Here is a 23,574-nt window from a genome sequence, read left to right as displayed (position 1 = left end):
ACAGCCGGGCTTAGCCAGTAACCCTGCGCACTGAGGCTGCGGCGCGAAACCATAGACGGCGAGGTGTCCCTTGATGGCCACGAAGCCTCGCCCCAAGGCCATCACCAAGCCGATCATTCTCGGCATGATCGCCGAGGCCCTTCGATCCGTCGAAGCCCGTCGAAAGACCATGGCCTGGTTCACGCCCTACCTGACACGAGAGACCTAGGGGGCTTTCCAGTCGCCCTTGAGGCGGGACTTGAACGGCTTGCCGCTCTCAACCGCTTCCGCCCTCGCCATGGGCGGCGTCCCGATGGTTGTGAGACCAAGGCTGGTCGCCGCGCTGCGCTCGATCAGGTCGCGAACCGCGTCGGCCTCAGATCGAAGGCCTCGACTGGCCCGGTAGGCTTCCAGCTTCACTCGGTGTTCGTCGGACAGCTTGATATTGAACGGCTTCATACACACAGAGATACACGTGTGTGTACGCGGCTACAACCTCCGATCCGAAAGCCAGGAAGCCGCAAGGTCTGGCAGGAGCGATCCATGACCGATAGCACCGAGACCCGGCGCGTCGAAATCTACGGCCTGACCGACGCCGCCGGCGAAATTCGCTACATCGGCAAGGCCAACAACGCCGCCCAGCGCTTCAAAGGCCACCTTAGGGAGTGCCGCCGCCGCAGCCCTCTGTACGACTGGATCGCCAGTCTGCGGGCTGGGGGAACACTTCCGTCCTGCGTGGTCCTGACGACATGCGACGAAAGCGCGTGGCAGGACGAAGAGCGCAGGCTGATCGCATGGGGCCGCGCGCTCGGATACCGACTACTGAACCTGGCCGACGGCGGCAATCAGCCCAATTGCTCGCCAGCAGCGCGCAGCGCCAACGGACGCCGATTGGCGGAGAAGATCCGCGGCGACGACATGTTCCGGCGCATCTGGAGCCTTAAGCGCGACCTGTCGAGACTGGTCCGCGACGGACTGGTAAGAAACGCCACGCGGGCAAGGCTCCGCGCAGCGGCTGCGGAGAACCCCACGCTCTTCGGGGTCTTCCGGGATTTGCCGGATCGCGCAGAGGACGAGGCTGGAGAGCCCATCGGCGGCTACGGCCGACTTGCAGGAGGACGCTATGGCGCCCCACAGCAAGCCAGGGCCTGACGATCCCGACACCCCGTCAGCGAAGATGGGCCGGCCACCCGAGCGACCCGCTCCGACTGACGCTGGAATGCTGGAGCGCATCTGCGAACGCCTCATCGGCGGTGAGAGCATGAAGACCATCTGTGGCGACGAGAGCATGCCTGCCGCGACGATGGTTTATCTGGAGATGTCCCGGAACGTCGAGTTCCGAACCGCTATCACGTGCGCGAGAGAGGCGCAGCAAGAGGCCTTGATCGACGAGACCGTCGACATGGCGGACAAAGCGACGGTCGAGGATCATCAGGTCGTCAAGCTGCGCATCTGGGCGCGTCAATGGAGAGCGGCCAAGCTCGCCCCGAAGAAGTACGGCGACAAGCTGGAACTCGGCGGCGCGCTCACGGTGAACCACGAGGCGGCGCTTGCCGAGCTCGAATAGCCCAGAGCTCTCAGAGCGCGAGCGGGCGGTTCGCCAGCGCCTGAAGGACGACTTCACCCACTACGCCGCCAAGTGCCTGAAGATCAGGACCAAGAGCGGGGCTATCGAGGCGCTGGAGCTCAACCAGGCGCAGCGCTATCTCCACGAGCGACTAGAGGGCCAGCGGGCCAAGACGGGCAAGGTCCGGGCCCTGGTTCTTAAGGGCCGGCAGCAAGGGATCAGCACATACATCGGCGGCCGGTTCTACTGGCGGGCGAGTCATCGGCGCGGGGCCTGGGTGTTCATCCTCACCCACGAGCAGAGCGCGACGGACAACCTGTTCGGGATGGCCAACCGCTACCACGAGCATTGCCCGGCCTTGGTGAAGCCTGCGACCGGCGCGGCGAACGCCAAGGAACTGGCCTTTCCGGGGCTGGACGCCGGGTATGGCGTCGGCACGGCGGGAACCAAGGCCGTCGGGCGGTCCAAGACGATCCAGATGTTCCACGGCTCGGAGGTGGCGTTCTGGCCTCACGCGGCCTCGCACTTCGCCGCGGTGATCCAGGCCGTCCCGGATCTTCCCGAGACGGAGATCATCTTGGAGTCGACGGCGAACGGTCTCGGCGGCGAGTTCCATGAGCGCTGGCAACAGGCCGAGGCGGGGATTGGCGACTACGAGGCGATCTTCATCCCGTGGTTCTGGCAGGACGAGTATCGCCGGCCGGTTCCGGTTGACTTCGCGCTTGACGACGATGAGCGAGAATACGCCGAGGCGCACGGCCTCGATCACGCCCAGATGGCTTGGCGCCGGGCCAAGGTCGCCGAGCTGAAGGACCCTTTGCTGTTCAAGCAGGAATACCCGGCCACCGCGGCTGAGGCGTTCCAGCTCACCGGCCACGACAGCTTCATCAAGCCTGAAGCGGTGCTGAAGGCGCGCAAGGCCGACCTTGAGGGGATTGGTCCGCTGGTGATCGGGGCAGACCCGGCGCAGATGGGCGATGACCGCTTCTCGCTGGCCTGGCGCAGGGGCCGCAAGGTCGAGAAGATCGAGAGCAAATCCAAACTGGACACCGTGGCCGGCGCCAACTGGCTGCGCACGGTGATCGACACGGACAAGCCCGCGCGCGTCTTCATCGACGTCGGCGGCTCGCCTGGAGTCTACGATCTTCTTCACTCCTGGGGCTACGACAAGATCATCGTCCCGGTAAATTTCGGCTCGACCCCGATGGACCCGGTCGAACTACTGCCGGACGGCACGAAGCGGCCCGGCCCGAAGAACCGCCGCGCCGAGATGTGGCAGCGCTCACGGGACTGGCTGGACGAAGAGGGAGGGGCGGACATCCCCGACCTCGACAGCCTGCAGTCCGACGCCTGCGCGCCGGGCTACTTCTTCGACACCAACCAACGCCTCTTGCTGGAAAGCAAGGAACACATGCGAAGCCGGGGTCTGCGGTCCCCGGATGAGTGGGATGCGGTCGTGCTGACCTTCGCCGAGCCGGTGAGGGTCGAGCAGACCAAGCCCGCCGCGCCCCGCCACCACGTCGCCGGCGGCTGGATGTCATGACCACTCTCCGCGACAACCAACAACTCACCATGGCCGTCGTCGCGATCCTGATCGAGCGCCTGGGCGGCTCCGTGATGATCACCGACGCCGAGCTCCGGGCCACGAAGGTCACCCTGCATTCCCAGGTGATCGACTGTGATCTGCACCTCGAGACCCATCCGCTGACCGAAGACGACGACCTCGCCACGATGCGACCTGCCGGGAGGGCCTGATGAACGCCAAGACCCTCGACCGAGCCGCCTGATGGCCGACAAGCCCAAGTCCGCCGGAAAGCCCGACGACATCCTCGCCGAGGCCATGGACGCCTTCAAGCTGGTCGAGGAGCAGGAGGCCGAGAACCGCCGTGAAGCGCAGGACGACATCAGGTTCGCCAGGCTCGGCGAGCAATGGCCCGACAAGGTCAGGAAGGACCGCGAGCTTGAAGGCCGCCCCTGTCTCACGATCAATCGTCTTCCGGCCTTCATTCGGCAGGTCGTCAATGACGCCCGCCAGAACAAGCCGGCCATCGTCTGCCACCCGGTCGACAGCCAGGCCGACCCTGAAACGGCTGAGATCTTCAACGGGCTGATCCGCAACATCGAGCAGTCCAGCGACGCCGAGGTGGCTTACGACACGGCCCTGGACTTCGCGGTCACCGGCGGGTTCGGCTATTTCCGGATCAACACCCGCTACACCCACGACGACGCCTTCGACCAGGACCTGGTCATAGAGCGTGTCGCCAACCCCTTCAGCGTCTACGGCGATCCCAACTCCACCGCGGCCGACAGCGCCGACTGGAACACCGCCTTCGTCGTCGACACCATGCCGAAAGAGCAGTTCCAGGCCCGCTGGAAGGGCGCTGAAGCCGTCGACTGGTCCACCTCCGACTATGCCGGGCTAAAGGCGCCTTGGTTCGAGGGCGACCGCGTCATGGTCGCGGAATACTGGAAGCGCGAGGAGATCAAGCGCCAGATCGTCGCCCTTTCGGACGGCCAGGTCATGGACCTCAAGGCCTATGAGGGCCAGAAGGCGCTCTTCGACTCGCTCGGCGTCACCATCATCGGCCGGCCGCGCGACGTCGCCGCCCACAAGGTCGTCCAGCGCATCATGACCGGGGCTGAAGTCCTGGAAACCGTCGAGTGGGCCGGGAAGTACATCCCGATCGTCCCGGTCTACGGCGAAGAGCTGCACATCGACGGTCGCCGGGTCCTGCGCTCCCTGGTCCGGGACGCCAAAGACCCGCAGCGGATGTTCAACTACTGGCGCCCTCTGGCGCTGGACACTCCACTTCCGACCCCGAGCGGCTGGACCACGATGGGCGCCGTCGAGATCGGCGATCAACTGTTCGACGAGACGGGCCAGCCCTGCAACGTCATTGGCAAGAGCCCGGTCCACATCAACCGCCGTTGCTTCCGCGTCGAGTTCGACGACGGCTCGCACATCATCGCCGATGCCGAGCATCCGTGGCGCGTCGAGGAGCGCGCCGGGCGCACGGCTGCTGGCTTCACATGGCAGACCCGAGACGTCACGACCGAGGAACTGGTCGCCGCCAAGCACTTCATCCCCGTGGCGCGCCCTGTCGAGTGCGTCGAGGCCGATCTTCCGGTTGATCCCTACGTCTTGGGCCTGTGGCTCGGCGACGGCCACACCATGTCGGGCCGGATCACCCCTGGCGACGAAGACCTTGAGGAGATCGTCGCCAACGTCGAGGCTGCGGGCTACCGCATCGGCACGATGAACCGGAGCGGTGACCGCCACATCACCTTCACGCCGCTCGGCCTCCAGACGGACCTCAAGGCGGCCGGCGTCCTGGGCTTCAAGCACATTCCGGCCGAGTACCTGCGCGCCTCCGAGGCGCAGCGCTGGGCTCTGCTGCAAGGCCTGATGGACAGCGACGGGTCGATAGCGACCGCCACCAAGGCCTGCGACTTCACCACGACGTCCCCCGCGCTGTCCGACGCGTTCGGCGAGTTGCTGCGCACGCTAGGCATCAAGGCGAAGGTGGTCGTCCGCCAAGGTCGCGCTTCCAAGCTCGTCGGTGGCGGCAACCAGCTTCTCCAGGTGCGCCAATTCTACTTCAGCGCCTACGCCGATGAGCCGGTGTTCAAGCTGCGCCGCAAGGCCGCGCTGCTGGGCGGTCGGGTCGAGCATCGCCGCCGCACGAAGCGGCACGGCATTGCCAAGGTCTCGCGGGTCTCCAGTGTCCCGGTCCAATGCGTCGCCATCGACGCGCCGTCGCACCTGTTCTTGGCCGGCGCGGGCATGGTCCCGACCCACAACACGACCTCGACGGAGCTCGTCGCGCTGGCGCCCAAGGCCCCGTTCATCGGCCAGGTCGGCCAGTTCGAGACCGACGGCGCGAAGTGGGCCACGGCGAACACCCAGACCCACGCCTTCATTGAGTATGACGCCAAGGGCGGCGCCCCGGCGCCGCAGCGTCAGCCGTTCGCTGGCGTGCCCGCCGGAGCCCTTCAGGAAGCCCTCAACGCCTCTGACGACATGAAGTCGATCATGGGGATGTACGACGCGTCCCTGGGCGCCAGGAGCAACGAGACCTCGGGCCGCGCCATCATGGCCCGCCAGCGCGAGGGTGATGTCTCCACGTTCCACTACGTCGACAACCTCTCCCGCGCGATCCGCCACGCGGGCCGCATCCTCATCGACCTGATCCCGAAGACCTACGCCGCGCCGCGCGTGCTACGCATCCTGGGCCCCGACGGCAAGCCTGACATGAAGCAGGTCAACCAGGAGCATACCGTCAAGGAGCGTGGCAAGGACGGCCAGGTCAGGGAAATCACCAAGATCTACGACCTGACCACGGGGAAATACGACCTCGTCGTCAAGGCCGGGCCGTCGTTCACCTCGCGGCGCGAGGAAGCCGCCAACCAGATGATCGAGCTTATCCGGGCGCACCCGGCCATGGCTCCGATGATCGGCGACATCCTGGCGGAGAACCTCGATTGGCCCGGCGCCGACCAGATCGCCAAGCGCCTCAAGGCCATGCTGCCGCCGAACCTGCAGGCCGAGGACGACGAAGAGGCCCCGAACCCCCAGGTGGAACAGGCCAAACAGGTGATCCAGCAGTTGGGCGCGGCGCTGAAGCAGGCCAAGGAAGAGGCCGAGGCCGCGCAGAACGACAACGACACGGCGGCGAAAAAGTTGGCCCTCGACGCCACGAAAGAGCAAGTCGCCGCCGCGCTCAACGCGCGCAAGCTGAACCTCGAAGAGCGCCGAGTCGAGATCGACGGATTCAATGCCGAGACCAACCGCATCAAGGCCCTGAACACCAAGGACAACCCGCTCGACGCCGAGGCGACCGCCCAACTGGTCGCCAAGATGGTGCTGGAGACCTTGCTCTCGCCCGACATCCTGGAAGGGAAGGGCGGGGCGGACTTCGACGCCGACAGCGACGGTTGGCAGAACGGCTCGTCGGTCCGGTTCACCCGAGGCCAACCCGAGATCATCGCTGAAGCGCCGTACGCATCCGGTGGCGGCTTCGACGAACCACCCGAACCCCCGCCCGCGCTCTTCGACGAGCCCGAGCCGGAACCCGAGTTCTAACCACCCACCAAGTTATCCACGCCGACCGAACCGGGCCTGACCCGGCGCGGCGTCGTGGCCCATCGCCAGCAAACCCGAAGAGGATTGGCACAATGACCGACCAAGCGACCGAAACCGCCGAAGCCGCCATCGAGGAGGCTCCGGCCGACGTCGCCGCCGGTTCCGAGACCCAGACCGACGACCAAGACCAGAACACCGAAGGCGAGGACGGAGTCGACGGCAAACAGCCGGACGACCAAACCGAAGCCGCCGCGGTCGAGCTGGACGAGTTCGAATGGGAAGGGGCCAAGGTCCAGCTGCCGAAGGAGATCGCCGAGCTGATCAAGCCGGCGCTGCTGCGGACGCAGGACTACACCGTCAAGACCCAAGAGTTGGCCGAGACCCGCCGGGCACTGGAAGCGCGAGACGCCTCGCTCAACCAGCAAGCCGAGGCGATCGAGGCCCTTCGGGTCGACCATGGGCGCGTCGCGTCCCTGGAAGAGCGGGTCGCGGAGTTCGCCAAGCTGCCCTGGGACGAGCTCAGGGAAGCCGACAAGGACACCTACCGCGATCTCAGAGACGAATATGCCGAGGCGAAGGACAAGCTCGCCACGGCCAAGACCGAACTCTCGACCAAGGCTGATGGCCTCCGTTTGGAGCGCGAACGGGCGACCGCGACCGCGCTGCAGGAGACGGGCAAGGAACTCGCCAAGTCGATCAAGGGCTGGAGCCCGCAAGTCGCCCAGCAGATCGTGGAGCACGCCACCACCGAGTACGGTGTCGATCTCCAGGAAATGCGGGAACTCGCCGACCCGCGCATCTGGCGTGCCCTCCACGATGGCATGACCGCGCAGGCCGAACTCGCAGCCCTGAAGGCCAAACAGACCAAGGCGCAAGGCCACCAAGCCGCCCAATCGACCACGCCGGCCGCCAGGGTCGGCGGCGGAACCGCCCCCCACGCGCGCCGCACCACGGACGCCAGCGGGGACGGCCTGTCGACGGCGGAGTGGATGCGTCGCGAAGACGAACGTGAAGCCGCGGCGCGCAAGCGCGCCTGACGGCACTTCCTCACCCTTTGCGGCGCCGCGGGCGCCGGGAGTAGACCACCATGACCAACACGCTGCTGACCTCCACCATGGTCACCCGCAAGGCCCTGAAGATCCTTCACCAGAAGCTGAACTTCGTGGGCTCCATCACTCGGGAATATGACGACAGCTTCGCCAACACCGGCGCCAAGATCGGCGACAGCCTGAAAATCCGCCTGCCCAACCGCTACACCGTGCGGACCGGCAAGACCCTCCAGGCGCAGGACACCGTCGAGGCGAGCGAAACCCTGACGGTCGGCACCCAGAAGGGCGTCGACATGAACTTCAGCTCCGCCGAACTGACCCTGAGCATCGACGACTTCTCGGAACGGGTCATCGAACCCGCGATGAGCGTGCTCGCCGCCGGCATCGAGGCCGATGCGCTCTCGATGTACAAGGACGTCTACAATCAGGTGAACAACCAGGGCTCGGCGGCCACCTTCGCCAAGGTGCTGGCCGGCCGCAAGCAACTGGTCGACAACCTGATCCCGCCCGGCGACCGCCACGTGGTCCTGAACACCCAGGACAACGTCGATATGGTCGATGGCCTCAAGGCCCTGTTCAACGACCAGACCAGCCTCGCCAAGCAGTTCCGTGAGGGCTATCTCGGCCGCACCGCCGGGTTCGACTTCTCGGAAAACACCCTGCTTCCGAGCCATGCCCGGGGCGCGGAGAACACCGCCTATACCACCGACACCACCACGGCGCAGATGCCGTCCAGCGCCACCGCGCTCTCGACCCTGACCTTCGCGTCGGGCTCGGGCGCCGGGGTCAAGGGCGACATCTTCACCATCGCCGGCGTCTATCGCGTCCATCCGGAGACCAAGGTGTCGACGGGCGTGCTGCAACAGTTCGCGCTCACCGCCGACATCGCGTCGGGGGCGACCACGGGCATCGGCATCACGCCGGCCATCGTGACCTCCGGGCCGCGCCAGAACGTCACCGTGACCACGACCTCGGCGACGGCGGCCACCACCTGGGCCGGCACCGCCTCGACCAACTACGGCGTCTCGCTCGCCTACCACAAGAGCGCCTTCGCCCTGGCCACGGCCGACCTCGTGATGCCCAAGGGGGTCGACTTCGGCGCCCGCGAGGTGTTCGACGGCATCAGCCTGCGGATCGTGCGCCAATACGACATCAACAACGACAACCTGCCTTGCCGTGTCGATGTCCTCTACGGCTACAAGACCATCCGTCCGCAACTCGCGACGCGCCTGGCCAACAACTAGGCCTGACGGGGCCGCTCTTCGGGGCGGCCCCTTTCGTCGTTTCCGACACATCTCGAACTCGAAAGGAGACAGCAGATGGCTGTCAATTACATCGGCGACAACGGCCCGGATGGTCACGTCCTCGGCTATTCCACCACCACCAAGATCGGCTTCTACGGCGGCACGCCCATCGTGCAGCGTTCCGGCGCGGCCCAGGCGACCTCCCTGGTCGGCACGGCCTCTTCCACGGCGCTCGACACGGCCACCAAGGCCGCGCTGATCGAGGTGATGAACACCCTGGCCGCGCTCAACCTCTACAAGGGCGCCGCCTGATCCATGCCGAGTGACGAGAAGCCCAGGAAGGTCGTCTTCTGCACGCCGACGGTCACTCGGCCGTTCCCGGAATACCTCGCCGCCTTGGAGGCCTCGCTACCGGCCCTCGAGGCGGCGGGCTGGGAGCATCAGGCGGTCTTCGAGGCCGGATGCCCCTACATCTCCTCGGCCCGCGCCACCCTGCTGCGCAAGGCGCTGGACGCCAAGGCCGACGTCATCGTCTTTCTCGACCACGACCTCTCCTGGCGGCCGACCGATCTGCTGAAGCTGATCGAGACGCCGGGAGAGGTGGTCGCCGGGCTCTACCGCTACCGCAAGGACGAGTTCGAGTTCATGGGCCACCTGGCCGACGCCGGGGGCCGCAAGCCCTACTTCCGCCAGGACGGCGTGTTGGCGGCCGAGCGCGTGCCGGCCGGCTTCCTGAAGATCACCAAGGAGGCGGTCGACCGCTTCATCGGCCATCACCCCGAGCTCTGCTTCGGGGCCCGCTACAGCCCATCGATCGACCTCTTCAACCACGGCGCTTTCGATGGCGTCTGGTGGGGTGAGGATTACGCCTTCTCCCGACGGTGGCGGGCGCTGGGCGGAGATATCTGGGTTGTTCCGGACCTCTCCCTGACCCACCACGATCCCGACAAGTCCTACCCCGGCAACGTCCATGAGTGGCTGACCGCGCAAGAGGCCGCCGAGACCGCCGACCCATCCCAAGCCGACGCCCCGAGCGCGTCCGCAGCAGCCTGAGAGCACCTATGGCCCGCCCCCAAGTCTTCAGCACCGACACCTACCTCTACAACGTCGCCACCGGCGAAAAGCGCCTGTTCCCGCAGGGCGAGACCGACCCTGGCAACGCCTGGTCGGAGAAGAAGGGCGGCGACACCGCCGGCGCCGGGACCACGGCCCAGGCGATGAAGGATCTCATCGCGGCCCAGGACCAGATCGAGGCGCTGCAAGCCAACCTCGCGACCCAGGACGCCTCCATGGCCCAACTCTCCGGAGAGCGCGACGACGCCGTCGGCAGGGTCGCCGGCCTGGAGCAGGACGCCATCGCCGCGGCCAAGGAGCGCGACGAGGCCTTGAGGTCGGCTTCGGACTACATGGCCGAGCGCGATCACGCCCGCAGCGAAGCCGCGACCCGGACCAAGGAGCGCGACGAGGCCAAGGCCTATGCCGCCGAACTCGAAGCCGAACTCGCCAAGTTCGACGCGGCCGACAGCAAGCCGAGCGGCGGCTCGAAATCCAAATCCGACCCGAAGTAGCGCTCACCCCGCCTTCGCCCGTCCCAGCCGCCTCCGGGCGGCTTTTTCATGCCCTGAGGTGACCCATGAAGCCCTTCGCGCCACTACAGGACACGACGGTCGAGCTCTCCGTGACGACCGCCAGCGCCAACGTCAAGCTGGGCGGTCAGCCGATCACCGGCGAGTTCCAGATCCGCCTTTTCAACGCCGGATCGCAGACCGTCTATGTGCAGATCGGGGCGAGCTCCAGCGTCCTGGCCACGGTCAATGACCAGCCCATCGCGGCGGGCGCGGTCGAGGTCCTGACGGTCAACAACCGCGAGCAGGACGGCGGGCCCTGGTATCTCGCCGCGCTCACCGGGGCCAGCACCTCGACGCTGGCGATCACGACCGGGCATGGCGGCCTCGCCGGCTACGGCGGCAGTGCGGCGGCGGGGATCAGCACCGCGGCGCTCGAGGCTGGTATCGGCGGCCCGACCGATGGAGCCGCAGCGGCTGACGACAGCAACGCCAGCCTGATCTCGCTCTTCAAGCGCTACCTCGCCCGCTTCACGACCTTCATGGCCGACACCACTCCGGTTCCGGTGGAAAGCGGGGTCTACTTCGTCAGCGTGACGCCGACCATCGACACGGCGATCTATGCGGCGGCCGACAGCCTGTTCAACTCTACGGTCATCACCAACGCCACACGCCAGAACGACATGGGCGCGGTGCTGCAGAGCGTGACGGTGATCGACAAGGACAAGGAGGCCGCCGCGATCTCGCTGGTGTTCTTCTCGTTCAACGTGACCACCTGGGGCGCGGCCAACGCCGCCGAGGCCCTGACCGACGCCGAGAGCGTCTACATCCTGGGTCAGGTCGATATCGCCGCTGCGGACTACAAGGCCCACGCCAACCAGAGCGTCGCCACCAAGGTCGGGCTCGGCATCTCGCTCATCCCGGCTTCCGGCACCCGCAACGTCTATGTCGCAGCCTATGTGACCAGCGGGACGCCGACCTATACGGCGGCCACCGATCTGCTGTTCCGCTTCGGAATGCTGGGCTAGAGCCGATGTCCCGCCTGCTGATCGGATCTCGCAGGGCGGCCCTGCTGTACGGCGCACCCGCCGCTGCCGCGGCTGCTCCGCTGGCGGCCCCGGTCAGCATCGGCACGGCGTCTCAGAACTCGGGCGTCGGCACGACCCTGGCGAAGACGCTGACCGACAATGTCGCCATCGGCGATCTGGTCGTGGTGTTCGGCAGCTCCAGCGGCTCGCAAAGCATTTCGGCGATCACCGACACTCAGGGCCACACCTACACCCAGGCCACCAGCCAGAGCAACGGCGCCAGCACCTGGCGCAATCGGATCTATTTCACCATCGCCACGGCGGCGATGACGTCGGGCGTCGATAGCGTCACGCTCACCTGGGGCAGCTCCACCGGCTACAAGCAGATCCACATCTTCAAGGCCTCGGGCATCCTCGGCCCGACCGCCTCGGCGCTGGACAAAGCGGCTTCGGCCACCACGGCCAGCGGCAACCCGACGACGACAACGGCGACCCTGGCCCAGGCGCGATGCCTCGCCATGGCCTTCACCATCGTGATCACAGGCGTCGGCGAGACGATCACCGACAACGGGTCGTGGGCGGCTCTCACCGACGGCGCGGCGGGCGGCTCGGCTTTGGCCGCCATCCATGCCGCCTGGTACGAGACCGCCGCGACGACGGCGGTCACCCACGCCCCGACCCTCAGCAACACGGCGCGCGAGACCAACACGCACGTCGCCGTCTTCAAGGGGGCTTAGGATGCGCGCTCGCTTCCGCATGAAGGCCTCCGGCTACGCCAGCGCGACGGCCGCCGCCGCCACGGCCTCCTTCACCGCCTCGCAGATCGAGAACGGCGCCGTTGAAGACGTGCTGATCGGGACCGTCGTCGTCACCGGCTACACCGGGGCCTTCACGGTTGTCTTGGACAGCACCTTCTCCGGCCTGATCAAGGCGGTCGGCGACAAGATCTACACCGGCGCGGTTCCGACCAACGGGCAGGGAACGCTAGCGATCAGCGGTCACGCCCTGCTGACTGACACCGGAGCCACCCCGACCTTCTCCGACACCTGCACGATCATCAGCCCGGCGTTCGAGGCGGTTCCGTTCGGAACCACGGCCTTCGGCTCCTGGGCCGAGACCGACCCCGCCGCGCTTGGCATCGGCCAGCAAGGCGATCCGGCCGCGCCGGGCTATGACGACTACGCCATCGCGGGCTGGGGCTCGCCGTCGATCTTCAACCGCTTGTTCGGCACGGAATATCTGACGATCTGCCCGTGGAAAGACCCCACGGTGGCGCGGCTGGCGACGGGCGATTTCCGGGGCATCAAGGAGGTCTATGTCGGGGCCGACGATCCGGGCGTGCTGGCGAACTGGCTGAAGATCGAGACCACGGCCAACCACCCCGTCTACCAGAACAACGGCTTCATCGCCCCGATCCGTTCCGCCGACAAGCAGACCTCCGGCAAGTCCGAGGTCCGCGCCATCGCGGTTCCGTGGGTCGGTCGGCCCTTCGTCCTGCAGGGCATCCCCGACCCGATCAACGACGACAACAACGGTCTCTCCCGCGTCAACTGGTCAGACAGCATGTGGTCGCTGCAGATCGGCGTCGACAAGACCGGAACCGCCATGCCGCATGGCGTGGTCTATTGGGACCCGACCAGCGGCAGCGACGCGGCCGATGGCCTGACCGACAGCACGCCGGTGCTGACGGGCGATGTCGCGATCACCAAGCTCAAGGCCCAGCACGCGGCACAAGGCTTCTCCGGGACCAATGTCGGCGGCGGGACCATCTATGTCTGCGCTGGCGTCACCCATGCTTTCGGGGTCAACACGCCTCCTGCAACGCCGCATACCTGCGATGGGCTGTGGCTGACCATCCGCCCCGCACCGGGCCTGACCAGCAGCCAGGTCCGCTTCACCTCCTGCACCGCGCAAGGCTTCTATGCTGAGAAGGTGCAGTGCATCGGCTTCGAGCGCACCTGCAAGTTCGTCTACGGCAAGCCCGGCGGCTTCCCCAACACCCAGACCTATGGCGCCTCGCGTGAAATCGATGTGGTGTTCAACGGCGGCGACGGGGTCGACGTCAACGGCCAGACGACCGGGGTCATGTTCGCCGAGTTCGGCAACGGCTTCACCGAGCACGTCAACACCCTGCCGCCGGACCAGCAAGTCACCGCGCCGCAGAAGCACTCCACGCAATGGAACCTGACCCGCACGACGCTGGGCCTGAACTTCGTTCCTGACGGCTTCTGCGACCAGCAGGACGTGTGGGGCAACGCCAAGGTGCTGATCAAGTGCGGAGCCAAGAACGGCTTCGATCTGCCCGGCGGCTCCCACGTCGACACTCTGCAGTATTTCCGCAGCCCCGAGAACGGCTCCTATATCCGCCAGGTCGTCGTCGAGGACTACGACGCCACCGATGGGACCGGCTCGCAACTGCTGCTGGTCAAGGACGGTATCGTCAAGGATGCGGCCTTCGTCCGAACGCATCTGACGCTGGCGGCCACCGCCCCGGCCAACACCAACGCCGCCTACTTCATGTCCGACATCGACGCCCAGACCGGGCCGGACCTGGGCGGCAATGTCCTGTTCATGCACCCCCGGATTTCCGGCGGCGTGCAACTCTGGCCGCAAACCCTCGAAATCCCCAACGTCCGGGTGGTCATGGAGGCGGGCCAAAGCGGCGGGGGGCTGGAGACCACCTTCCGATACGGCAAGATGGTGTTCCACCCCGGCGACACCACGGAGCCGGAAGTGGGCCTGCCCGTGGCCGACGCCATGAACACCCTGTTCGGGTCCAACCTGCTTTCGCGCTGGAACGCGCGGACCCAACAGACGGTGTTGCGTGACTCAGCCGAGAGCGTCAGCGGGTTCCTGAACTCCATCGTCGCCAACTCGACCTTGATCCCGGTCACCGGCCGCGCCGCGCCGATCTTCGATCCGATCGGTCTTGACGGGGTTCTGCCAACCGTCGACCTCAACGGCGACAACACGACATCGACCTCCGGCTCGACCCTCTATCACTCCACGGCGCCCTCCTCGATCCGCGCCAACAACCCGGTCGAGGTCTTCATGCTGATCAACCAGCGTGAGCTTGCGTCCCAGACCTCCAACCGCCGGGTCCTGGCCTATGGGTCATCGACCAACAACGGACGCTCGCTGCTGCGCGTCGTCTCCGGCGGAGTGAACAAGGCGCAATGGGGCATCGGGACCAACGCTGCGCCGGTCTACCTCACCGCGCCGGGCGACTTCTCCAACGTCTGCGTCCTGCACTTCTACTACACCCCGACCGGGCAGGCTTATGGCGTCGGTCTCTTCAACGCCGCGGACTCGGCCTATGGCGAGAACAACTACACCCGAGGAACGGTCGTGGGCACGGTCAACACCGGCTCCACCCGCTTCGTGGTCGGGGGCGATGTCTCCTCGTCCGGCGGCAATCAGAACTCGTGGTGGAAGGGCGGGGTCAACGACATCGTAGTCGTCAACCGGGTCTGCACCGAGGCGGAACGCCAGTCGGCCGTCGAATACCTGTTGAGCCTGGCGGTCCTCTAGAGGTCGTCCGCCATAGCGGCTGGAATGGCGAAGATGTTGTCGCCGGCCACGAACTCGCCGCCGGAGACCAGGGCCAGGGGGGAAACCAGCCCCTTGGTCTTGGTGAGCTGATAGAGCCGGTAGCCGTCCAGGGAGCGGAGGAAGTCGGTCAGGGCCTTGCCGCTGCCGTCATAGACGCCGTACTCGACGCAGATGGCCGGTGGCGCCGGGCCGTGCAGGATGGTTTCGCAGCCCTTGAGGACTTCAAGCTCGAAGCCCTCGACGTCGATCTTGATCATCCTGACCCGGTCGGCGCCTTCGGCCTGCAAGACGGCGTCGAGGCGTTCGACGCGGGAGGGTGAGCCGTCGGTGGACCCGGCCTGTTCAATCATGGACGGGCTGGTGCGGTCGGTGAAAATGGTGGTGGCGCGGCTGTCGACGCCGAGCCCGTGGTTGAAGGTCTTGATATTGGTGAGGCCGTTGACCGCGATGGAGTCGGTCAGCAGCCGGTGACGCAGGGGCAGGGGTTCGAAACTGAGAACGCGGCCGGTCTTGCCGACCAGCGTCGAGGCGTAGAGGCTCATCATTCCGACGCTCGCGCCGGCGTCCACGAAGACGTCACCGGGGCGCAGCAGCTTGCGCATCACGTCCAGGGTTCCGGGCTCGTAGAAGCCGTAGCGGTAGACGCTGGCGCTCTCGCCGTAGTCGAGGAACAGGTCGAAGTCGTAGATCGTCGGGCATTGGATGCGGCCATGAACGTCGGGCAACAGGCGCGTCGAGAGCCACTTGGCAATGCTGGTCCGCTTCGGGATGCGGGTCTTGTTGACCAGCAGATGGGCCAGGGCATGGGTGAAGACCAGGCGCTGCCGGGACGGGCATTGCGGTTGATCCGTCTCGTCGGTCTCGAGCGCTGCGGTCAGATCCATGAACTTCTCCCCGAGGGGGCGGAATCCAACCCCTAGCTGTGAGGCAAGTCAAGCCTGGACGCACGGGCCGCCGCGGGACTATTGTCGGTTGCAATGGGGCGTCAACACTTCCTGACACTGGACGCGCTGCGCGGGGTCGCCGCGCTCGCCGTGCTGGTCTTCCATCGCCGCTGGACGATACCGGGCGGTCCCTACACCCACCTGGAACACGCCAACCTGGCGGTGGACCTGTTCTTCCTGCTCTCCGGCTTCGTGATCGCCTTCGCCTACGAGGACAAGCTTCAACGCGGCCTGGGGTTCTGGGCCTTCAACCGCATCCGGGCGATCCGGCTCTATCCGCTGCTGATCCTGTCGGGCGTCGTCAGCCTGATTTCCGCCCTGGTGGCGGGTCTTAGCGGCGAGGTGGCGTCATCGGCCCTGCTGACTGGCTTGGGGCTTCCCGCGCCATCTGGGCTGGTTTCCGAGCCGTTCTATCTCAATGGCCCGGTGTGGTCGCTGTTCTTCGAGATCATCGCCAACCTGATCTATGCGCTGACGGTGCGGCGTTTGACCGATCGATGGCTGGTCGCGGCCGTTGTCGGGCTCGGCGCGGCCTGGGTCTACATGCTGGCGACCCAGGGCCTCAGCGTCGGGTTCGCGTTCGAAGGCTTCTGGTGGGGCATGGTGCGGGCCTTGTTCCCGTTCTCCGTTGGGATCGGGCTCTACCGGCTGCACAAGCGCGGGATCGGCCGCTGGGTCCGTCTGGGCTTCTGGCCGCTGGCCGGGGTGGTGCTGTTGAGTTTCGCCCCGCCGAGCTTCGTCGGGTCCACCGTCTACGCCGCGCTCTGCATCGCGGGGATCTATCCGCTGGTCATCATGGCCGGCGCCAACTCTGAACCATCAGGCCGGATCGCCGGCATCGCCGCCCTACTCGGCGCGCTGTCCTATCCGGTCTACATCCTGCATTACCCGCTCTACCGCATCGCCGACGTCGCCTTTGCAAGCCTGGGCGCCCACAAGCTGTTCATGGTTCCTGTCGCGGGCGGCTTGATCTGCGTCATCGCGGTTCTGGCGCATCACCTCTACGACGTCCCGGTTCGCCGGTTCCTGACCGACGCCGCCAAGCGACCTGTCGTCGCGCGCGCCTAGGCTCACCCCCACTCGACCGGATCACCTCATGAAACTCGCCCTGGCCTGCCTGGCGCTGCTGGCGCTCGGGCTCCCGAGCCATGCCGCCACGCTCGCCGCCTCGCCGACCACCCTCGACGCCGCGGTCTACGCCGCCAAGTCCGGCGACATCATCGCCCTTCCGGCCGGGGACTACGCGCCGTTCCGGGGCAAGTCGCGCGTGGGCCTCACCTTCAAGTGCGCGCCAGGCGCCATCATCAATGGCTGGTACTGGCAGAACGGCAAGGATCTGACCTTCGACGGCTGCACCTTCAAGCCGGCGGTCTATCAGGGCTTCCGCATCGACGGTGTCGACGGCCTGACGATCACCAATTCGAAGTTTGTCGACACCGGCCTCAAGGTGGTGAACGGCAAGCGGGTGAGCGTGGATAAAACCGTCTTCCTGCGCAGTTCGACCGGCGTCTCTGGGACCCACGTCTACGGCCTCAGCGTCACCCGCAGCGCCTTCCGGCTCTCCAGCTCGGACGGCATCCAGTGCGGCGGCTGTACGGACGTCGTCATCGACCACAACACCTTCGACGGCACCGAACGTCCGGGTTCGCAGCATCCCGACTTCGCGCAGTTCTGGTCGCTGGACGGGGTGATCACCGCTCGCGTGCAGATCACCGACAACGTCGCCGTAGGCAATAGCCAGGGCTTCTGCTCGTTCAATGGCGCCGCCGGCGGCATCGAGGACGTCTACATGGCCCGCAACCGGGTCTGGACCGGCATGAAGTGGGCCGCGGCCTTCGTCAACGGCCGTCGCATCGTCATGGAAGATAACGAGTTCCGCGCCATCACGGGCGCGCTCGCTCAACCCGCCATCGACGCGCGGATGGGCACGGTGATCGAGTTCCGGGGCAAGAACACCATCAACGGCCTGCCGATCACGGCGAAACAGATCGTCCTGAAGTAGGCGTCTGCCCGGCTCTTAGCCGACCGAACCACCCCACAGCCGGGAGAGACCCATGGCGATCTCGACGTTTTCCGAGCTGAAGACGGCTGCGGCCAACTGGCTGGAAAGATCTGACCTCACCGACCGCATCCCGGAGTTCATCGCGCTCGGCGAAGCGGTGATCAACGCCCAGCTGAAGATGCGGACCGCCGAGAGCGATGCGGCCCTGACCGGCGTCGTCAACTCGCGGCTGATCGCCCTGCCGGCCGGCTACCGCCAGCCCCGGGCGCTGTGGATCGTGCGCTCGAGCGGGGCGCGGGAGGCGCTTCGGCCCACTCTGCCGGAGCTGCACTTGGCCGACACCGCCTCGGGCGAGCCGCGGTCCTGGTGTGTCGATGGAACCAACATCGCTTTCGAGCGCCCCTGCGACCAGGCCTACAGCTTCGTCCTGCGCATGGTCGGCGGCCTGGCGCTGTCCGACGCCTCGCCCACCAACCTGATCCTGACCAACTACCCCAATCTCTACCTGTTCGCCGCCCTGAAGGAGGCCGGACCCTTCCTGCGCGACAACGACCTGATCTCGATGTTTGAGGCCAAGTTCGAGAGCGCGCTTCAGGACGCGATCACGATGGAAGGCCGGGCCCGCAAGCTGACCACGCTCTCCACCGAACTCGCCGGGATGAGCCGCCACGGCTCCGGCTACAACGTCGTGACCGACCAATGATCTTCATCGCGCCGGTCCCGACCAATGCGGGGCCGTTCGGAGAAATCCTCGAAAACCTCCGCAGCGCCGTCATGGAACTGCAGCAGCCTACCCAGCCCGGCCGGGTCTTCGCCTGCGCCAGCGCCGATCTCCCGTCAGCAGCGGATTGGACCGGGGCCGTGCTGCGCGACACGACCATCAACATCCTGGCGGTCTCCGATGGGACTTCGTGGATTAGACAGGACACGGGAGCCGCGATCTAATGCCCTCCACCTATTCGGACGAACTCGGCATCGAACTTCAGGCGGCGGGGGAAAACCTCAACACCTGGGGCGATCCGAAGCTCAACAACGCCCTAACCAGGCTCGCCAAGGGCGTCGCGGGCTTCATCTCCGTCGCCCTGACAGCCGACGTCGCCCTGACGTCGTCGAACACCTCCACCACGCCGGCTGATTTCCAAGCTCGCCACGCCCAGCTCAAGTTCACCGGGACCGGTGCCTATACCGTCACCGTTCCGTCGTCCGCCAAGTCCTACCTAGTCTGGAACGCCTGCACCGGAACCCTGACGCTCACCACGGGCGCCGGGACGACGGCGGAAATCGCGACCGGTGAAGTCGTCTCGGTGATGTGCGACGCGACCAACGTCAAGAAGGTCAAGGTCACCGACTATGGCGCCTCGCGGCTGACCAGCATCGCCGACCCGACGAGCGCACAGGATGCGGCGAGCAAGGCCTATGTCGACGCTCAGGCCTTTTCGCCCGCCCTTCCGGGGCAAACCGGAAATGCTGGCAAGTTCGTCACCACGAACGGAACCTCGGCGTCCTGGGTTGCTCTTGCCGTCGCCGATGTGGCGGGGGCGGCGACCGCCGCAGCGCCGAGTTTCACCGGCGGTCAAACGCTCAGCGGTGGGATGACCCAGACCGGGTCCACCAAGAGCAGCGTCACCGCCGTGGCGGCCCTCGACATCGACCTGTCGCTCAACGACTATTTCACCAAGTCGATCAGCGGCAATTCGACCTTCACCTTCTCCAACCCGACCGCGTCGAAGGCTCAGGCCTTCGCGCTCGACCTGACCATCACCTCTGCGGCGGTTCCCACCTGGCCCGCCTCGGTCAAGCACGCCAGCGGCATCGTGCCCACGCTGGGCAACGGCCGCCACGTCCTGGGCTTCATCACCTTCGACGGCGGGACGACTTGGACGATGATTCCGGGGTCAAGAGCCGCGTCATGAGCCTTCGCGCCATGATCGCGTCGTGGGGCGCCCCGGCGGTGGAGTTCGTCGGCAAGGCCAGCCACAACGAATTGACCTCCGGCGTCCCGCTACACGCCAACGCCCGCGAGGGCGACTACGCGCTGTTCCTCTATTTCCCGCCGCGCACCATCAGCGGCGGTTCGGGCACGGCTTGGAACATCGAGAACGTCATGGCCTCGACCGCCAAGCTGGCGCATCGCCGTCTGGAGCCGGGCGACCTCACCACGCCGATCACGCTGGATGACGTCTCGCCGGTGATCAGCCTGGTCTATCGCGGTCCCGTGGGGATTTCAGCCGAGCGGACTTCAGTGGCCTTCACCGGCACGTCGGTCACCATGACCGGCTTCACGAAGTCGGCCAACGCCGTGGCGATGATTGGGCTGCTGCATGGCGATGGGGACTTGGGTATCCTCTCCATGACGGTCGGCCTGCCGTGGGCAAGCGGCGAAATTCAAGGCCCTGACGCCTGGTTCGAGGGCGTCTATTACCTCAACGACATGGCCGGCTATACGAACGGCGCGGGCATCGGGGTCAATGGCTCGGCGGTCGTCGCCAACAAGTATGCCGCCGTCTACGAGCTGCTGTACTGATGCGCCAGTCCCTCGACATTCCTCCGGGTCTCAGCGGAGACGACACCACCTTCGTCGCCGCCGGCCGCTGGGCTGACGCCTCGAATGTCCGCTTCCATCGCGGTCGACCGCAGGTCGTGGGCGGCTGGGAAAGCCTGACCGCCGATCTGCTCACAGGGGTCTGCCGCACCGTCTTCAACTGGACCGACCGGACCCCGGCGCTCAACATCGCCTTCGGAACCCATTCCAAGCTGCAAGTCTGGGTGGGCGGCGGCCTCTACGACATCACGCCCACGCTCGCCATGCCTTCGGTGCTGCTGGGCGCCGACCCGCTCGCCGTCGTCAACACCACCCCGACTGTCACCGTCACCCACCTCGGCCACGGTCTCACTACCGGCGCCACAGTCGTCATGTCCGGCGCGGCGGCGGTCGGCGGGATCACGCCGAACGGCTCATATGTGATCACCGTGACCGGTGTGAACGCCTATACGGTCACCCATGGCTCCAACGCCACCTCCACGGTCTCGGGGGGCGGATCAGCGGTTCGGATCGCGCCGCAGGTCGCCTTCGCCGCCGGATCGATCGATGGAGCTGGCGGGGCTGGATACGGCGTGGGCGCCTATTCCACGGGAGAGTATTCCGAGCCCTCGACGGCGGACTATTTCCCCCGGACCTGGGCGCTGGCGGCCTGGGGAGCCAACCTGCTGGCCAATCCTCGTGGCGGGACCATCCACGCCTGGACCAACGCCACCGGAACCCCTGCGGCCCCGCTGGCCAACGCGCCCGCCAATGTCAGCCACATGCTGGTGGCGCCGCAGGACATGGTGTTCGCGTTGGGCTGCAACGAGGAGGTCTCCGGCGTCTTCAACCCGCTCTGCATCCGCCACTCCGGGGTACGGGCCAACACGGTCTGGAACACCTCCAACAGCACGACGGCCCGAGAATACATCCTGCCGGGCGGCGGGCGTATCGTCGGGGGCCGCGCCGCCGGCCGATATGTCCTGGTCTGGACCAACCACGCCCTGTTCCTCGGCGACTTCGTTGGTTCCCTCCAGCAGCCCTGGCGCTTCGAGAGGGTCGGCGACAAGTGCGGGCTGATCGGCCCCAACGCCGTTGTGGTCGTCGGCCAGCGGGCGTTCTGGATCGGCCCGGACCTGCAATTCTACACCTATGCCATCGGTGGCGCGGTCGAGCCTCTGGAATGTCCGATCCGCGAGGCCTTCGCCGACAACCTGACCCCGGCCCAAGCCGACAAGATCATGGCGGCCTCGATCTCCGCCTTCACCGAGGTGCGCTGGGACTATCCAGATGGTCGCGACGGCACCGAGAACAGCCGCTACCTGCTGCTCAACATCAAGGATGGCTCCTGGTCGCGGGGCATCATGGCGCGCACCGCCTTTGTCGACGCCGGGCCGAGCGACTTCCCCATCGGGGTCACGGCGGGCGGGGCCATCTTCTGGCATGAGCGCGGCCAAAGCGCCGACGGCTCGGCCTTCTCCTGGTTCATCAAGACCGCCGACCAATACCTCTCCGAAGATCGGTTGATGATGGTTCGCGGCGTCTGGCCCGATCTCGCCGACCAGGTCGGCCCGGTCTGGATCACGGTGGAAAGCCGCTTGAAGCCGCAAGGCGACGTCACCACCAAGGGCCCGTACTCGATGGCGGTTGGCGACGACAAGACCGATCTGCGGGCCAATGGGCGGCTGTTCAACGTCACCCTGGCCGGCAATTCGGCCCCGACCTACACCCGGCTCGGCCGTCTCGCCTTCGATGTCGCGCCCACGAGCATGAGATGAGTTTCGACACCGAATGGGCCCGTTGTGCGCCCTGGATCGGGGCGGCGCTGGAACACGCTGGCCGCACTCACAGCCTGGCCGACGTCAAGGCGATGGTCGAGGCCCGCGAATGCCGGTTCTGGGCCGGCCGCGAGGCCGCGATGGTCACCGAGATCATCGAGCACCCGCAGTCGACCGACCTCATGCTCTGGCTGGCCGGCGGCGACCTCGACGAACTGAAGAACGAACTGCGGCCGATGGCGGAAGCCTGGGGCCGGGAACATGACTGCAAGCGGTCCCTGATCGTCGGCCGCGACGGCTGGGTCAGGGCGCTCCGAGACGAAGGCTATTCGCCGCTCGCCCGGCTGGTGATGAAGGAGTTGAACGGATGAGCTTGAAGCTAGGCGGCGGGAAGTCCAAGGGGTCGACGACCTCGACGGAGACCTTCAACAAGACCTCGACGCCCGTGGTCCCGGACTGGCTGATGTCGACGACCCAAGGCCTCAACGCCAAGGTCAACGAACTGGCCGGGGCCAATCCCTACGACCTCGTGCCCGGCCATGACTGGCTGCAGGGCAAGGCCTACGATACGGCCAAGGGCCTCGGCGGCGATACGAAGTGGCTCGACGACCTCATGGGCGCCTCGACCCCCACGGTCGGCGCGGCGAGCCTGCTGGACAATCTCGACGCCTATCAGAACCCCTACCGCAAGAACGTCACCGACGCCGCCATGGCCGACTTCGATTTCGACGCCGGCAAGACGCGGGCGCAGCAGGATCTCGACCTCGCCAACAACAGCGCCTTCGGCGGCTCCGGCGCGGCCCTGACCAAATCGGCCACCGAAGAGGGGCTGTCGCGGTCGCGCAACAGCCAGCTCTCCAAGCTGCTGTCGGACATGTTCACGACCAGCGCCGGGCTGTCCGGCCAGGACGCCGACCGCCGCCAATCGGCCAGCGCCGCCAACGCCAGTCTCGCCCTTCAGGATCGCGCCCAGAAGGCCAGTCTCGGCTTCGGGGCCGACGCCAACCAGCGGGCCAATGTCGGGGCGCAGATGGACATCGGCGGCGTCCTGCGCGACATCGCGACCCAGCAGAAGCAGGCGCCCTTCGATCTCGCCGAGTGGGCGATCTCGGCGCTCGGCGGCCTCAACCCCGGCCTGTTCATCGGCGAGAACAGCCAGGGCACGTCGAGCGGGACCGGAACCTCCAAGGGCAAGACCTCGAATTGGGGCATGGATGTCAGCGCCGCCGACATCGGCAAGCTGATCGCGGGGATGGGGTAAG

Annotated in this window: 25 protein-coding genes; 23 read left to right on the top strand and 2 right to left on the bottom strand. The window is 66.6% G+C overall.

Annotated features, from left to right (window positions below; all coding sequences use genetic code 11):
• Positions 1–73: 73 nt before the first annotated feature.
• The gene (locus V6M51_RS01300) at positions 74–208 is read left to right on the top strand and encodes a hypothetical protein (RefSeq protein ID WP_332763955.1); all 135 of its coding nucleotides are present in this window, start codon (positions 74–76) and stop codon (positions 206–208) included.
• Here the strand turns inward: V6M51_RS01300 and V6M51_RS01295 are convergent.
• A complete protein-coding gene (locus tag V6M51_RS01295; protein ID WP_332763953.1) occupies positions 205–438 on the bottom strand; it encodes a hypothetical protein in 234 nt (77 codons plus the stop codon). The genes V6M51_RS01300 and V6M51_RS01295 overlap by 4 nt on opposite strands.
• 84 nt (positions 439–522) lie before the next feature.
• Here V6M51_RS01295 and V6M51_RS01290 point away from each other — a divergent pair, with 84 nt between their 5' ends.
• From V6M51_RS01290 to V6M51_RS01230, 13 genes are all read left to right on the top strand, one after another.
• On the top strand, positions 523–1,131 hold the full coding sequence (locus V6M51_RS01290; protein ID WP_332763951.1) for a GIY-YIG nuclease family protein: 609 nt from the start codon (positions 523–525) through the stop codon (positions 1,129–1,131).
• Positions 1,132–1,198: 67 nt separating this feature from the next.
• Positions 1,199–1,546, top strand: a complete 348-nt coding sequence (locus V6M51_RS01285; RefSeq protein WP_332763949.1) for a hypothetical protein — start codon at positions 1,199–1,201, stop codon at positions 1,544–1,546.
• Positions 1,530–3,089: a hypothetical protein gene (locus V6M51_RS01280; RefSeq protein ID WP_332763947.1), complete on the top strand. Its 1,560-nt coding sequence runs from the start codon at positions 1,530–1,532 to the stop codon at positions 3,087–3,089. Before V6M51_RS01285 ends, V6M51_RS01280 begins: the two co-directional genes overlap by 17 nt.
• Entirely contained in the window at positions 3,086–3,301 is a 216-nt protein-coding gene (locus tag V6M51_RS01275; RefSeq protein ID WP_332763945.1) for a hypothetical protein, read from the top strand. The genes V6M51_RS01280 and V6M51_RS01275 overlap by 4 nt, the downstream gene beginning before the upstream one ends.
• A gap of 31 nt (positions 3,302–3,332) precedes the next feature.
• Positions 3,333–6,629, top strand: coding sequence for a portal protein (locus V6M51_RS01270; RefSeq protein WP_332763943.1), 3,297 nt, complete (start codon positions 3,333–3,335; stop codon positions 6,627–6,629).
• A gap of 92 nt (positions 6,630–6,721) precedes the next feature.
• Positions 6,722–7,666 (top strand): hypothetical protein, encoded by a 945-nt coding sequence (locus tag V6M51_RS01265; protein WP_332763941.1) that lies wholly within the window; start codon positions 6,722–6,724, stop codon positions 7,664–7,666.
• A gap of 50 nt (positions 7,667–7,716) precedes the next feature.
• On the top strand, positions 7,717–8,922 hold the full coding sequence (locus V6M51_RS01260) for a P22 phage major capsid protein family protein (protein ID WP_332763939.1): 1,206 nt from the start codon (positions 7,717–7,719) through the stop codon (positions 8,920–8,922).
• 75 nt (positions 8,923–8,997) lie between these two features.
• Entirely contained in the window at positions 8,998–9,234 is a 237-nt protein-coding gene (locus V6M51_RS01255) for a hypothetical protein (RefSeq protein WP_332763937.1), read from the top strand.
• A 3-nt stretch (positions 9,235–9,237) separates the two neighbouring features.
• Positions 9,238–9,975 carry a hypothetical protein gene (locus V6M51_RS01250; protein ID WP_332763935.1) on the top strand — a complete coding sequence of 246 codons (738 nt, stop codon included), beginning with the start codon at positions 9,238–9,240 and terminating at the stop codon, positions 9,973–9,975.
• 8 nt (positions 9,976–9,983) lie between these two features.
• The gene (locus V6M51_RS01245; protein ID WP_332763933.1) at positions 9,984–10,490 is read left to right on the top strand and encodes a hypothetical protein; all 507 of its coding nucleotides are present in this window, start codon (positions 9,984–9,986) and stop codon (positions 10,488–10,490) included.
• Between the two features lie 65 nt (positions 10,491–10,555).
• Positions 10,556–11,515 (top strand): hypothetical protein, encoded by a 960-nt coding sequence (locus V6M51_RS01240; RefSeq protein WP_332763931.1) that lies wholly within the window; start codon positions 10,556–10,558, stop codon positions 11,513–11,515.
• 5 nt (positions 11,516–11,520) lie between these two features.
• Positions 11,521–12,252, top strand: coding sequence for a hypothetical protein (locus tag V6M51_RS01235; protein WP_332763929.1), 732 nt, complete (start codon positions 11,521–11,523; stop codon positions 12,250–12,252).
• Between the two features lies 1 nt (position 12,253).
• Positions 12,254–15,046, top strand: coding sequence for a hypothetical protein (locus tag V6M51_RS01230; RefSeq protein WP_332763927.1), 2,793 nt, complete (start codon positions 12,254–12,256; stop codon positions 15,044–15,046).
• Here the strand turns inward: V6M51_RS01230 and V6M51_RS01225 are convergent.
• Positions 15,043–15,951 (bottom strand): FkbM family methyltransferase, encoded by a 909-nt coding sequence (locus V6M51_RS01225; protein ID WP_332763925.1) that lies wholly within the window; start codon positions 15,949–15,951, stop codon positions 15,043–15,045. The genes V6M51_RS01230 and V6M51_RS01225 overlap by 4 nt on opposite strands.
• Positions 15,952–16,044: 93 nt before the next feature.
• On the opposite strand from V6M51_RS01225, the gene V6M51_RS01220 reads away from it, so the two are divergent.
• The 9 genes from V6M51_RS01220 to V6M51_RS01180 are packed head-to-tail and all read left to right on the top strand — an operon-like array spanning position 16,045 to position 23,573.
• On the top strand, positions 16,045–17,079 hold the full coding sequence (locus tag V6M51_RS01220; protein WP_332763923.1) for an acyltransferase family protein: 1,035 nt from the start codon (positions 16,045–16,047) through the stop codon (positions 17,077–17,079).
• 28 nt (positions 17,080–17,107) lie between these two features.
• A complete protein-coding gene (locus V6M51_RS01215) occupies positions 17,108–18,013 on the top strand; it encodes a right-handed parallel beta-helix repeat-containing protein (RefSeq protein WP_332763922.1) in 906 nt (301 codons plus the stop codon).
• A 52-nt stretch (positions 18,014–18,065) separates the two neighbouring features.
• Positions 18,066–18,716 carry a phage adaptor protein gene (locus tag V6M51_RS01210; RefSeq protein WP_332763921.1) on the top strand — a complete coding sequence of 217 codons (651 nt, stop codon included), beginning with the start codon at positions 18,066–18,068 and terminating at the stop codon, positions 18,714–18,716.
• Positions 18,713–18,958 (top strand): hypothetical protein, encoded by a 246-nt coding sequence (locus V6M51_RS01205; protein WP_332763919.1) that lies wholly within the window; start codon positions 18,713–18,715, stop codon positions 18,956–18,958. The genes V6M51_RS01210 and V6M51_RS01205 overlap by 4 nt, the downstream gene beginning before the upstream one ends.
• On the top strand, positions 18,958–19,926 hold the full coding sequence (locus V6M51_RS01200; RefSeq protein ID WP_332763917.1) for a hypothetical protein: 969 nt from the start codon (positions 18,958–18,960) through the stop codon (positions 19,924–19,926). Before V6M51_RS01205 ends, V6M51_RS01200 begins: the two co-directional genes overlap by 1 nt.
• Complete coding sequence (locus V6M51_RS01195; protein ID WP_332763915.1) at positions 19,923–20,537, top strand: hypothetical protein; 615 nt, start codon at positions 19,923–19,925, stop codon at positions 20,535–20,537. The genes V6M51_RS01200 and V6M51_RS01195 overlap by 4 nt, the downstream gene beginning before the upstream one ends.
• On the top strand, positions 20,537–22,312 hold the full coding sequence (locus tag V6M51_RS01190) for a hypothetical protein (protein ID WP_332763913.1): 1,776 nt from the start codon (positions 20,537–20,539) through the stop codon (positions 22,310–22,312). Before V6M51_RS01195 ends, V6M51_RS01190 begins: the two co-directional genes overlap by 1 nt.
• On the top strand, positions 22,309–22,683 hold the full coding sequence (locus V6M51_RS01185) for a hypothetical protein (RefSeq protein ID WP_332763911.1): 375 nt from the start codon (positions 22,309–22,311) through the stop codon (positions 22,681–22,683). Before V6M51_RS01190 ends, V6M51_RS01185 begins: the two co-directional genes overlap by 4 nt.
• Positions 22,680–23,573: a hypothetical protein gene (locus V6M51_RS01180; protein ID WP_332763909.1), complete on the top strand. Its 894-nt coding sequence runs from the start codon at positions 22,680–22,682 to the stop codon at positions 23,571–23,573. Before V6M51_RS01185 ends, V6M51_RS01180 begins: the two co-directional genes overlap by 4 nt.
• Position 23,574: the final 1 nt, after the last annotated feature.

Source organism: Phenylobacterium sp. (assembly GCF_036677185.1).
Classification (GTDB): Bacteria; Pseudomonadota; Alphaproteobacteria; order Caulobacterales; family Caulobacteraceae; genus Phenylobacterium.
Note: the sequence above shows the minus strand (reverse complement) of the source record. Positions and strands in the feature narration are given on the sequence as shown.

Bases quoted from the DNA above. Each gene is read 5' to 3' on its own strand.
- V6M51_RS01250 (WP_332763935.1), top strand. From the start codon at position 9,238: ATGCCGAGTGACGAGAAGCCCAGGAAGGTCGTCTTCTGCACGCCGACG.
- V6M51_RS01245 (WP_332763933.1), top strand. From the start codon at position 9,984: ATGGCCCGCCCCCAAGTCTTCAGCACCGACACCTACCTCTACAACGTC.
- V6M51_RS01270 (WP_332763943.1), top strand. From the start codon at position 3,333: ATGGCCGACAAGCCCAAGTCCGCCGGAAAGCCCGACGACATCCTCGCC.
- V6M51_RS01185 (WP_332763911.1), top strand. From the start codon at position 22,309: ATGAGTTTCGACACCGAATGGGCCCGTTGTGCGCCCTGGATCGGGGCG.
- V6M51_RS01200 (WP_332763917.1), top strand. From the start codon at position 18,958: ATGCCCTCCACCTATTCGGACGAACTCGGCATCGAACTTCAGGCGGCG.
- V6M51_RS01285 (WP_332763949.1), top strand. From the start codon at position 1,199: ATGCTGGAGCGCATCTGCGAACGCCTCATCGGCGGTGAGAGCATGAAG.
- V6M51_RS01210 (WP_332763921.1), top strand. From the start codon at position 18,066: ATGGCGATCTCGACGTTTTCCGAGCTGAAGACGGCTGCGGCCAACTGG.
- V6M51_RS01240 (WP_332763931.1), top strand. From the start codon at position 10,556: ATGAAGCCCTTCGCGCCACTACAGGACACGACGGTCGAGCTCTCCGTG.
- V6M51_RS01225 (WP_332763925.1), bottom strand. From the start codon at position 15,951: ATGGATCTGACCGCAGCGCTCGAGACCGACGAGACGGATCAACCGCAA.
- V6M51_RS01230 (WP_332763927.1), top strand. From the start codon at position 12,254: ATGCGCGCTCGCTTCCGCATGAAGGCCTCCGGCTACGCCAGCGCGACG.
- V6M51_RS01195 (WP_332763915.1), top strand. From the start codon at position 19,923: ATGAGCCTTCGCGCCATGATCGCGTCGTGGGGCGCCCCGGCGGTGGAG.
- V6M51_RS01260 (WP_332763939.1), top strand. From the start codon at position 7,717: ATGACCAACACGCTGCTGACCTCCACCATGGTCACCCGCAAGGCCCTG.
- V6M51_RS01290 (WP_332763951.1), top strand. From the start codon at position 523: ATGACCGATAGCACCGAGACCCGGCGCGTCGAAATCTACGGCCTGACC.
- V6M51_RS01180 (WP_332763909.1), top strand. From the start codon at position 22,680: ATGAGCTTGAAGCTAGGCGGCGGGAAGTCCAAGGGGTCGACGACCTCG.
- V6M51_RS01235 (WP_332763929.1), top strand. From the start codon at position 11,521: ATGTCCCGCCTGCTGATCGGATCTCGCAGGGCGGCCCTGCTGTACGGC.
- V6M51_RS01205 (WP_332763919.1), top strand. From the start codon at position 18,713: ATGATCTTCATCGCGCCGGTCCCGACCAATGCGGGGCCGTTCGGAGAA.
- V6M51_RS01300 (WP_332763955.1), top strand. From the start codon at position 74: ATGGCCACGAAGCCTCGCCCCAAGGCCATCACCAAGCCGATCATTCTC.
- V6M51_RS01190 (WP_332763913.1), top strand. From the start codon at position 20,537: ATGCGCCAGTCCCTCGACATTCCTCCGGGTCTCAGCGGAGACGACACC.
- V6M51_RS01255 (WP_332763937.1), top strand. From the start codon at position 8,998: ATGGCTGTCAATTACATCGGCGACAACGGCCCGGATGGTCACGTCCTC.
- V6M51_RS01275 (WP_332763945.1), top strand. From the start codon at position 3,086: ATGACCACTCTCCGCGACAACCAACAACTCACCATGGCCGTCGTCGCG.
- V6M51_RS01265 (WP_332763941.1), top strand. From the start codon at position 6,722: ATGACCGACCAAGCGACCGAAACCGCCGAAGCCGCCATCGAGGAGGCT.
- V6M51_RS01215 (WP_332763922.1), top strand. From the start codon at position 17,108: ATGAAACTCGCCCTGGCCTGCCTGGCGCTGCTGGCGCTCGGGCTCCCG.
- V6M51_RS01220 (WP_332763923.1), top strand. From the start codon at position 16,045: ATGGGGCGTCAACACTTCCTGACACTGGACGCGCTGCGCGGGGTCGCC.
- V6M51_RS01295 (WP_332763953.1), bottom strand. From the start codon at position 438: ATGAAGCCGTTCAATATCAAGCTGTCCGACGAACACCGAGTGAAGCTG.